Raw genomic sequence first — 9,168 nt, 5'->3', positions numbered from 1 at the left:
TTGCAGGCACTTTCAGTTTCTATAAATCTCAATCTTTGTATGAATGAGTTTCTTGTTTGTTCTGTTTTCTTTTGTGCTCTTATTTGTGAATTTTATTCACTCAATAAACCTATGGATTTTTCAATCCATAGTGGTTTAGTTAATGCTCTTCTTTCTTATTAACCTAGCAGAATGAATTATCCTCAGTACATCAATCTGATAATCATTTACTACTCTATAATTGCCTTCTATAACTTCGCGAATTTCTTCAATGCTAAATTCAGGAACTTTTCTCCCAATTAATGGATTCTCCTTTACAGGTTGTATTCTTTGGTATATTTTGGCTGTTGTTATTCTGGCATAGCGTAAAGAATCTCGAGCTATGAAATCGTTTACTTCCTTGTAAATCTGCTAAGGCAAGTTCAGTCCAAACTATTTTGACCATTTGTCAATCATGAGTTTAACATCATCATTTGATATTACCTTACCAATTTCGGATTGCCGAAGACCCTCTTCAACCTTTTCAATGAAAATTAGCTGGTCGATTAACTCGTCGATAGTGAAAGAATCTGGGAGATTCTGGGTTGCCTTACTTAGCTTATCTTTGGTGAGCATAGTTTTATCTTTTCGTAAAGATACTACATAATTATTTATTGTAATAAGGCATTCCGAAGCCTGCCTTGGTCGCTTAGTGGATTGTGCAATCTCACTTAACGGTATGCAAATTACTCCTAATGATCAGCATTTGACCAAATTCCCAGCTTGTTCTCCTTTGCATATTTTTCTGCCGATATAATTTGCTGGAGAAAATTTTCATATGCTATCTGGTCAACAAGGATCTTAACTTTTGGTTTGTCGGCGTTTTTGTAAAGTGCTTTTTCCTCTTTCGACATTTCAATCCAAGTTTGAGGTCTTTGCATGGTTCCACCTGGGTAGCAACCCTCCTTAATGAGGTAGTTGTTCAGCGTGTCGCTGTTATCAATTATCCAGCAATAGGCTATATTGAGACTTGGGTTGGATTTTTGGGGAGTAGCCAGCGACGTTACCTTAACCACTATTGCGGTGGGGTGTGTGGTTAACCAGCAATTCATTAAGCTGTCAGCGTCGTTAGAATGAATTGTCCTGAAGAATCCTCGACCAAGTAGGCAGTAGCTTGTATTCAGATCGCCAGTCTTATAACCGAAAATGCTCTTGAAATCAAAGTCCTTTAAATAGAGCTTACCTGTTGTCACAGTCTGCCCGCTGCAGCTTCCCACGGTCAGAATTACTGTCCAAAAAAAGAGTATTGCTATGCGTTTTGTTGCTGCCATACTTCTTACTGTTAACCATGGGTTTGTTGGATTTATGGTGGCTATGCGCCAACTTCGCCAAGAGTAAAATTTGTTTACATAAACCTATCGTCCGATTTAACCTCCTTTAGATTAACCCGGGTTTTCTCAAACCATCCATTCTTTTCGGTTTTGTGAATGTCGAATTGGGAAATATACGGTTTAATATCCAGCAGTGGTGTTCCATCCAGCATATCCACGTTCTCAATTTCCAGCACGTTACCGCTGATGCTGATGAGCTTTACCACCGATAACCCAATGGAGTTGGGTCGCTGAGGAGCTCTGGTGGCAAACACGCCGTGTGGAGTTTCTTGAATGAACGGCTTTGTGTGCAGGCTGTAGCCGGTTGACTTGTGAAATTGGTAGAGTAGCATGATGTGCGAAAAGCCATCCAGGTCTAGTAACCCGTCAACTAGCTCCTGCTTTAGCTCAATGGTTCCTTTTACTCCCTCAGCGCTAACTGACTGAATGGGCATTCCTTCGCCTGTTTTGAATGGCGTGTGAATGGTTCCTATCGATTCAAATTTTATCTCCATTGCGGTGCGATTATGCTCCTTTGACTGAAAGTGTATTGCTTTCCAACTCAGGCACAAATATAGCAAAAACCACTATTGTGGCTAAGTGGTTAACTTTCCTTTGTTACCGCAGAAGAACAGCATAACCACCTGTGCAGAGGTAAAATTGCAAGGTTTGGCTTAGCTTCACCTTGAATGGCTAGTCGTTTAACCCCTTCCCGTTGAGAATTTGGGGAATATATTTCTCAACCCGCGACTCCCTAGTTGTGGATTGCTTGGGTTGGGCGAAATGGAGAATGTAGGCTCGTTGCCGTCCCGGGGTTAAGGCATCAAACGCGGCTTTCAGGGCCGGGATTTCATCGAGCTTATGCTGAAATTCTTCGGGAATTGTGAACTCGGTTGTCTTTTTAAAATCCACTTTCAGCCCAGCTCTTTCCACCTCAATGGCCTCGTAAATGTAAGCTTTTATGACGGCTTCCTGCTCGGCTATCTCCCGCACATTGGTGAATCGAATCTGACGCCCCGCCTGCGTGTTTTCCCCCATTTTGACAAGAATACCGCTAGGATCATTTAGCAGGGCACCCTTGAAAAACAGAAGCGCACAGTAGTCCTTAAATCCTTGTATTATGGCTACGTTGCTATTCTGATACGAGTAGCAAGGCTTGCCCCATTTTAGCTCTTCGGAGAGTTGGCAGCCAAGAACGATTGCTCTCAACCGCTCCATCTCGGCCTGCCACCTTGGGGCTTTGCTTAAAAATAGATCAACCGTTGGATTCATGCTTTTGATTTTTTGCTCCGTGATGTAATGAAGATAACAAAAACGGGAATAGAAGGTTGAGAGGGAGGTTCGGAGATTAGGGGATTAGGTGGTTAGGAATTTAGGATGTTAGGGGATTAGGTATTTAGGTGTTTAGGGCGGCTAGAGCACTGCTTACCGTTCGTTTATTGGCGTGGCTTATTGCAGAGGTTCGAAAGTGCTGATTGAGCAGTGGGGTGGTGGATTTAGTTTCTAATGATGCCTAATTGAAAACAAACAGCATCTATAATTTCGTTCTGAATTTCATTGGAAGCTATTTGACCATATTTTTTAGACAGACGACTCTTATCAATTGTTCTAATCTGGTGGCAAAGAGCGATAGATTCTTTGTTGAGTCCACTAATTTCTGCAGGTAGCAAAACCTCATTTGGGTAAATTACTCTGCCTTGTTTTCGGGAGGTAATAGGAATAATGTTGACTATGTTAAGCAAAGAATTAATATCATCCTCGCTGATGATTAAAACTGGTCTGGATTTTCCTTGCTCAGAACCAACTACTGGATCGAGGTTGGCTCGCCAAATAGTCCATTTATTAATCTTCATTTCAGTTCATTATCGGAATACCTAAAGTCAGAATCAATCTCAGCAATATCGGATAGAAAAATAGGGTCGCTGGCTGCTTTTTTTAGTATGGCGAGTTTATCGTCTCTATTCTCATCAATATCCTCGATAATAACTCTCACCTTTTTTTTCGATCGAAATCTTTCAGGTAGATTAATAACTAGCTGGTTATTCTTTTGAATATCATATGTTTTCTCAAAAGTCATAATCTTCTTTTTTTGTAAAATTACAAAATGTTTCATTAGGATTGGTTTCTTCCTGCACTTAACGCTTACAGGTCTGTAGGTATGTTTAAGTCACACCTTACGCCAAATGTAGTAAAAATATGGGTGTTTAGCAGTTTAGGTAATTAGGTTGTTAAGCGATTAGGTCAATAGGCTTTAGGCATGCAGCTGCAGCACTTCGGACTTCCGGCTCTTTTTACTTCCTCTAGGTGATTGCGGTGCATGGTAGCTAATGTGCCTTGAACACCGAACCAGTGTGCACCGCATGCTCTTTATATCCATGCATTTCTATTAAGATTGCACCCCGCTGTGGCGCTGGGAAAAGGTTGTAGATACGCCACTGCATTTCCTTTCACTTTTCACTTTTCACTTTTCACCTTTCACTCATCACTCATCACTCATCACTCTCTTGTAACTTGTAACTTTTCTGTCACTCGTCACTAAAGAGGTGGTTAGGAATTTAGGTTATTAGGTAATTAGGCCATAGGTACGCCACTGCACTTCCTTTAACCTTTAACCTTTAACCTTTCACTTTTCACTCTTCACTCTTCACTCTTCACCACTCACCACTCACCACTCACCTAGTATCTACCTTTCTTAACGTCCTTCTTGTAGTTCTTTAGAAACTTGCCAAAATCCTTATCCTTCTTGCGCCGCTCGGTGGCGGTTGATTCAAAATGTTCCCGCTCCTTTTCCATCTTTAGGTAGTTCTCGTACGAGGCCCTGTCTATTTCGCCCTCCTCAACGGCTTGAAGCACCGCGCAGCCTACCTCGTTGGTGTGGGTGCAATCCTGGAACTTGCAGCTTTGGGAGAGGGCTACAATGCTGTCGAAGGTGGTTTCCAGCCCGCCGGTGGTATCGGTTATGCCAACCTCCCGCATCCCGGGATTGTCGATGAGTATGCCGCCACCCTCCAGCACAATTAGCTCCCTGTGGCTTGTAATGTGCCGACCTCTGTTGGTGCTGGTGCTTATGGAATCGGTTCTCATTACATCTCGACCCGAAAGGTTGTTCAGCAGGGTCGATTTGCCCACGCCCGACGAGCCGAGCATGCAGTAGGTTTTCCCCTTTTCAATATGCTGCGTTAACGCTTCGTAGCCATTTTGCGTTTGGTTGCTGATGGCCACAACGGGAATGCCTTTAACGCGCTGGTTTACGCTGGAAGTTATCTCCGCTATCCGCTGCTCGCTCACCAGGTCGGTTTTGGTTAAGACCACAATGGGGCTAACCCTCGATGCATTGCAGATGGTGAGGTAGCGCTCCAGGCGGTTGATGCTAAAATCCCTATCCACGGCTTGAACCAGGAGGGCGTAATCGATGTTGGTGGCGATTATTTGAACCTCCCCACGCTGACCCACTGCCTGCCTCGCTATGGTTGAGGTGCGTGGCAGTATGCCCACAATAATGGCAAAGTCGGGATCGACGGCATTGAGGGCAACCCAATCGCCCACCGCGGGAAAATCTTCGCGCCCCCGTGCCGAAAAGCGCAGGTTCCCGGTTATCTCGGCGTCCAAATCGCCCGAGGCGGTTCGTACCGTATACCGCTCCTTGTGCTCGGCAATAACCCTACCCATATCCACGTTGCCGAGGGAGTGCTCCTCCCTCAACCGTTTGAAATGCTCGCTGTATCCAAGCTTCTCCAGCTCCATTGTGGTGGCGTTTTAGCGTTTTACTACTTATTAATTGGCGTAGCGCTCTGCTTGCCTAAAGCAGGGCTTTTTCCACTTTGCCCGTTACCGTGTTAAAGGTAAAGCAAATTAGGTAAACTTGGGCAATTTGAAGCAGGTGAAAGGGATGGCTTGTGATAATTGTACTGTTACTCATTATTAAATTCTCTCTTTAATACTGCTAATACGTCACCAAATGTTTCTTTTATCCTATTTCTCTTAAATCTAATCTGATTAATTCCGTGAATATTACTAAATTCCTCTGTATCCTCTTCAAGCAAGACAATTGCTTTGTTAAAACCAAGTCTACCTTGAAATAAACCGACTTCATGAATAACATTTTGTCTAGCTCTTGATTGTTCTGCAACTTTATCTTCACCTGTCATTACTAATATTGCAAAAGTTGAATTATCTAACATTTTTTCAAGAACATCTCTAATTGTATGTCCTGCTCTTTCACCTGTTTCGTATGATTCTATTTTGTATTTGTGCTTGTCATGAAGATGATCTTTTAAGTCTTTCCATTGTTGGTCTCTTCCATGACCAATAAATATTGTAGGTTGATTTTCTACGATTATATTCTCCACATAACAATCTTTCCAACTATTCTCAAAAGATTCTAAAATGTTTTCTATTTCTTGCCTTGTTGGAGCTGCTGCTGAAACACTTGTATAATTATGATGATGGTCAGTTGTTATTCCTATTTTATACTCTTTATAGCTAATTGTAATTGTTGAAAGTATGAATTCTTTTCTATAGTCAGAAAAGAATTCATCAAGATTATCGTGCAACCATTCCTCATTTTTAAACCAAATGGATAGATATTGAGAGTCATATTTGTTTTCATATTTTGATACGTTGTTGAAATTATCTAACCCGTTTTTCAAAATAGAGGTGTCGAAAAATACGTTTCTAAATTCTCTCTTTTTTTCCATACACTCGGTTTTACAATAAAACATGATTAACGTTAATTTTTAGCAGTTCAACGATCGATTATGTAAATGACAAAATCCCACAATATAAAATAAACCTTCAGGCTTTAGAGTTGCTTTCTCACACATTACACCAAATGTAATAAAAATAGGAATAAGACATAGCGGTTTAGGTTTTTAGCGGTTAGTAGCAGCTCATTTTGTGCTATTCTTCGCCATGGCTGTAAGGGCTTAACTTTCGTTTGTTGTTACTTGCTGCATCGGGTCCCATATGATCATAGAGGCTAATGCTCTCTCGTCAGCTCAACTAGCGGGAGAGCCTCTACTCGATCGTAATTCGTATTTTTTAATCTTGCCAACTGGTCACGATATCATTTTCTAAGTAAATGTAAATTCCTGTATAAATCCATTGCTCATGTACTCCCCAACTGCCAACAGTTCTATTTATGTCCTTTGGTCTGCCTCTACTGTCTATTAACATTGATTTTGTCATTCCAATCCATACTAGACCATCAAAGATTTTTAAACCTATATCTTGACCATATTTGATTATTAAGTCATTTTTCCTTTTTGTTTGTGCAATTCTATTTTCTTGTTTTATTTTTTTCTCATTGGCAATTCTTTCTTCCTCAATTTGTTTTCCCCTTAATATTTTTTCTTGTTCGACTTTGTCTTTAATAATAAGTATTTGTTTTGCAGCAGCGTCTTTTTTTTGAATTTCAAAATCACTTTCAAAACCTGTTTTTAGTGTCCAACCAGTAATTCCATTGAAAAAAACCTTATATAAATTGTCTTGTGTTTCTAGTAATTTTACTTTATCACCTCCCTTTAAACGTGCGAGCATTTTATTTTGTTTTGGTGTTTCATAAATGCAAGTACCTAATATGCATACATAAGTTTCACCAACTTGATTATCAATTAAAATTTTATTTTTTAGGGAAGAAAGTGCGTTTTTTTTCTCAACCAATAGCCTAATTTCCTCATTTTTCTGATTAATGATATAGTCAATACTATCTATGGTTCTATTAATTTTAACAATTTCAGTCTCTTGAGCTTTTATCTGAAAAGAAATTGTAAGTAAAACTAAAATTAATTTGTATCTCATTTGTAAGGTATTAATTAAGCATTACAACTTATTTACTTGTATGATAAAGTCACACATTTACACCAAATGTAATAAATATAGCTATACAATATTCAAAAGGGGAAAGTAATTTACTACATACGCCTGCCGACCCCTTCCTGGCCTTAGCCTGATAGGGGATTCGGATGTTAGTAGATTAGGGGATTAGGAGAGGAGGCTGTAGGTGCGCCGCTGCAGCGCTTCGGACTCTTTTACCACCAATGGGCTATTGCGGTGCATGGAAGCTAAAGTTCCTTGAACAGCGAACCAGCGTGCACCGCCTGCTCTTTATATCCATGCATTTCTATTAAGATTGCACCCCGCTGGGGCGCTGGGAAAAGGCTGTAGGTACGTAGCTGCAGCACTTCGGACTTCCGGCTCCTGTCTCCGGACTCTTTTTACTTCTCTGAGTGGTTGTGGTGCATAGCTATTTTATCATTTGTCCAGGTCCATGAAGTATAAAACACTTGACTTATCCATCTCTTCACTAACGTCTGTGTCGAATTTGAAATTATAAATTATCCAATCGCTTTTCGGTTTGTAAAATTGGAACGAAAACCGTATTGGCATTCTATCATATTTCACAATATAACTCAGTTGTAAGAAACAATCTCCAACTTTCTTTTCGGTAATTAATTCGTAACCATTGTATTCTCCAACCTGTCCTCTAATGAGATTTAATTGAGACTTTAAATTATTTATTGCGCTGTCGATGGTATGTGACCATTTGTTTTCAGAATACAAATTATCAACTGCTTTCGATACGTCAATTGTTTCGTATTCCACAAAGAATTTTTTCACCTTCTCTTCTGCTTGCTTATAAGGATTCGTTTTGCAACCAGCAAAGAAAGTTATTGCTAGTAAAAGAATAAGAATTCTCATTTTGGTAAAATATTTCATAATGCCAATTTTAAATGTGCTACACAACTCGTTTATATGTATGATAAAGGCATACAATACACCAAATGTAATTAATATAGCTTTACGTTGTTCTTAAAGGGGGTAGGGGTTTAGGAGAGGAGGCTGTAGCTGCGCCGCTGCAGCGCTTCGGACTCTTTTACCACCAATGGGCTATTGCGGTGCATGGTGGCTGAAGTGCCTTGAACAGCGAACCAGCGTGCAACGCCTGCTCTTTATATCCATGCATTTCTATTAAGATTGCACCCCGCTGGGGCGCTGGGAAAAGGCTGTAGGTACATAGCTGCAGCACTTAGGACTTCCGACTCCTGTCTCCGGACTCTTTTTACTTCCTCATGGTTATTGCGGTGCATGGTAGCTAAAGTTCCTTGAACAGCGAACCAGCGTGCACCGCCTGCTCTTTATATCCATGCATTTCTATTAAGATTGCACCCCGCTAGGGCGCTGGTGGGTGTTTAGTGGATTAGGCTGTTAGGTTAATAGGCTGTAGGTACGCAGCTACAACGCTTCGGACTTCCGGCTCCTGTCTCCGGACTCTTTTTACTTCCTCATGGTTATTGCGGTGCATGGTAGTTAAAGTTCCTTGAACAGCGAACCAGCGTGCACCGCCTGCTCTTTATATCCATGCATTTCTATTAAGATTGCACCCCGCTGGGGCGCTGGGAAAAGGCTGTAGGCTGATAGGCTATAGGCTGTAGGTACTCATCTGCAACGCTTCGGTCTCCTTTAACACTTTTCGGATATTGCGGTGCATGGAAGCTGAAGTGCCTTGAACACCGAACCAGCGTGCACCGCCTGCTCTTGGTCTCTCTTTTTCCGGGGGTTGACACCCCCGGCTATCAAATTGTCACCCCTTCGGGGTTATTTCATTGGGCGAAATATATTTCGCCTCTACATCCGGTTGAATTCTCTTATTGACAAAAAGGAGACGCACGATCGTGCGTCTCTACAATTGGTTGAATTCTCTAAATTCTTTAACTTCTCTCAATTCTTTGTGGCCGGATCTTCGTTTCACTCCGAATTGTAACTCGTCACTCTTTTGTCACCTCTCGGTGATTTCGGTGCATGGGGGCAACGTGTTGCAGATTTTCCCCCGTTTATTATC

General features: G+C 41.3%; 10 protein-coding genes. All 10 read right to left on the bottom strand.

Annotated elements, in window-relative coordinates:
* Positions 1-411: 411 nt before the first annotated feature.
* Positions 412-594: a hypothetical protein gene (locus VMW01_13305; protein ID HUW07229.1), complete on the bottom strand. Its 183-nt coding sequence runs from the start codon at positions 592-594 to the stop codon at positions 412-414.
* Positions 595-710: 116 nt separating this feature from the next.
* Positions 711-1,289, bottom strand: coding sequence for a hypothetical protein (locus VMW01_13300; GenBank protein HUW07228.1), 579 nt, complete (start codon positions 1,287-1,289; stop codon positions 711-713).
* Between the two features lie 74 nt (positions 1,290-1,363).
* On the bottom strand, positions 1,364-1,843 hold the full coding sequence (gene tsaA / locus VMW01_13295) for a tRNA (N6-threonylcarbamoyladenosine(37)-N6)-methyltransferase TrmO (GenBank protein ID HUW07227.1): 480 nt from the start codon (positions 1,841-1,843) through the stop codon (positions 1,364-1,366).
* 178 nt (positions 1,844-2,021) lie between these two features.
* Positions 2,022-2,600, bottom strand: coding sequence for a YdeI family protein (locus VMW01_13290; protein ID HUW07226.1), 579 nt, complete (start codon positions 2,598-2,600; stop codon positions 2,022-2,024).
* A gap of 224 nt (positions 2,601-2,824) precedes the next feature.
* On the bottom strand, positions 2,825-3,181 hold the full coding sequence (locus VMW01_13285; protein HUW07225.1) for a type II toxin-antitoxin system PemK/MazF family toxin: 357 nt from the start codon (positions 3,179-3,181) through the stop codon (positions 2,825-2,827).
* On the bottom strand, positions 3,178-3,441 hold the full coding sequence (locus VMW01_13280) for a hypothetical protein (GenBank protein ID HUW07224.1): 264 nt from the start codon (positions 3,439-3,441) through the stop codon (positions 3,178-3,180). The genes VMW01_13285 and VMW01_13280 overlap by 4 nt, the downstream gene beginning before the upstream one ends.
* Before the next feature lie 563 nt (positions 3,442-4,004).
* Complete coding sequence (gene rsgA / locus VMW01_13275; GenBank protein HUW07223.1) at positions 4,005-5,072, bottom strand: ribosome small subunit-dependent GTPase A; 1,068 nt, start codon at positions 5,070-5,072, stop codon at positions 4,005-4,007.
* A gap of 167 nt (positions 5,073-5,239) precedes the next feature.
* Positions 5,240-6,025 (bottom strand): nucleotide-binding protein, encoded by a 786-nt coding sequence (locus tag VMW01_13270; GenBank protein ID HUW07222.1) that lies wholly within the window; start codon positions 6,023-6,025, stop codon positions 5,240-5,242.
* A 343-nt stretch (positions 6,026-6,368) separates the two neighbouring features.
* The gene (locus VMW01_13265) at positions 6,369-7,127 is read right to left on the bottom strand and encodes a hypothetical protein (protein ID HUW07221.1); all 759 of its coding nucleotides are present in this window, start codon (positions 7,125-7,127) and stop codon (positions 6,369-6,371) included.
* A 453-nt stretch (positions 7,128-7,580) separates the two neighbouring features.
* Complete coding sequence (locus VMW01_13260) at positions 7,581-8,045, bottom strand: hypothetical protein (GenBank protein HUW07220.1); 465 nt, start codon at positions 8,043-8,045, stop codon at positions 7,581-7,583.
* Between the last annotated feature and the right edge of the window lie 1,123 nt (positions 8,046-9,168).

Origin of the sequence: Williamwhitmania sp. (assembly GCA_035529935.1) — a bacterium.
Lineage (GTDB): Bacteria > Bacteroidota > Bacteroidia > Bacteroidales > Williamwhitmaniaceae > Williamwhitmania.
The sequence above is the reverse complement of the archived record's forward strand: the minus strand, read 5'-3'. Positions and strand labels throughout refer to the sequence as shown.

What these genes read in the sequence shown, in the direction of transcription:
- VMW01_13280 (HUW07224.1), bottom strand. Translation starts at nt 3,441, where the DNA reads ATGAAACATTTTGTAATTTTACAAAAAAAGAAGATTATGACTTTTGAG.
- VMW01_13305 (HUW07229.1), bottom strand. Translation starts at nt 594, where the DNA reads ATGCTCACCAAAGATAAGCTAAGTAAGGCAACCCAGAATCTCCCAGAT.
- tsaA (HUW07227.1), bottom strand. Translation starts at nt 1,843, where the DNA reads ATGGAGATAAAATTTGAATCGATAGGAACCATTCACACGCCATTCAAA.
- VMW01_13265 (HUW07221.1), bottom strand. Translation starts at nt 7,127, where the DNA reads ATGAGATACAAATTAATTTTAGTTTTACTTACAATTTCTTTTCAGATA.
- VMW01_13300 (HUW07228.1), bottom strand. Translation starts at nt 1,289, where the DNA reads ATGGCAGCAACAAAACGCATAGCAATACTCTTTTTTTGGACAGTAATT.
- VMW01_13260 (HUW07220.1), bottom strand. Translation starts at nt 8,045, where the DNA reads ATGAAATATTTTACCAAAATGAGAATTCTTATTCTTTTACTAGCAATA.
- VMW01_13270 (HUW07222.1), bottom strand. Translation starts at nt 6,025, where the DNA reads ATGGAAAAAAAGAGAGAATTTAGAAACGTATTTTTCGACACCTCTATT.
- rsgA (HUW07223.1), bottom strand. Translation starts at nt 5,072, where the DNA reads ATGGAGCTGGAGAAGCTTGGATACAGCGAGCATTTCAAACGGTTGAGG.
- VMW01_13285 (HUW07225.1), bottom strand. Translation starts at nt 3,181, where the DNA reads ATGAAGATTAATAAATGGACTATTTGGCGAGCCAACCTCGATCCAGTA.
- VMW01_13290 (HUW07226.1), bottom strand. Translation starts at nt 2,600, where the DNA reads ATGAATCCAACGGTTGATCTATTTTTAAGCAAAGCCCCAAGGTGGCAG.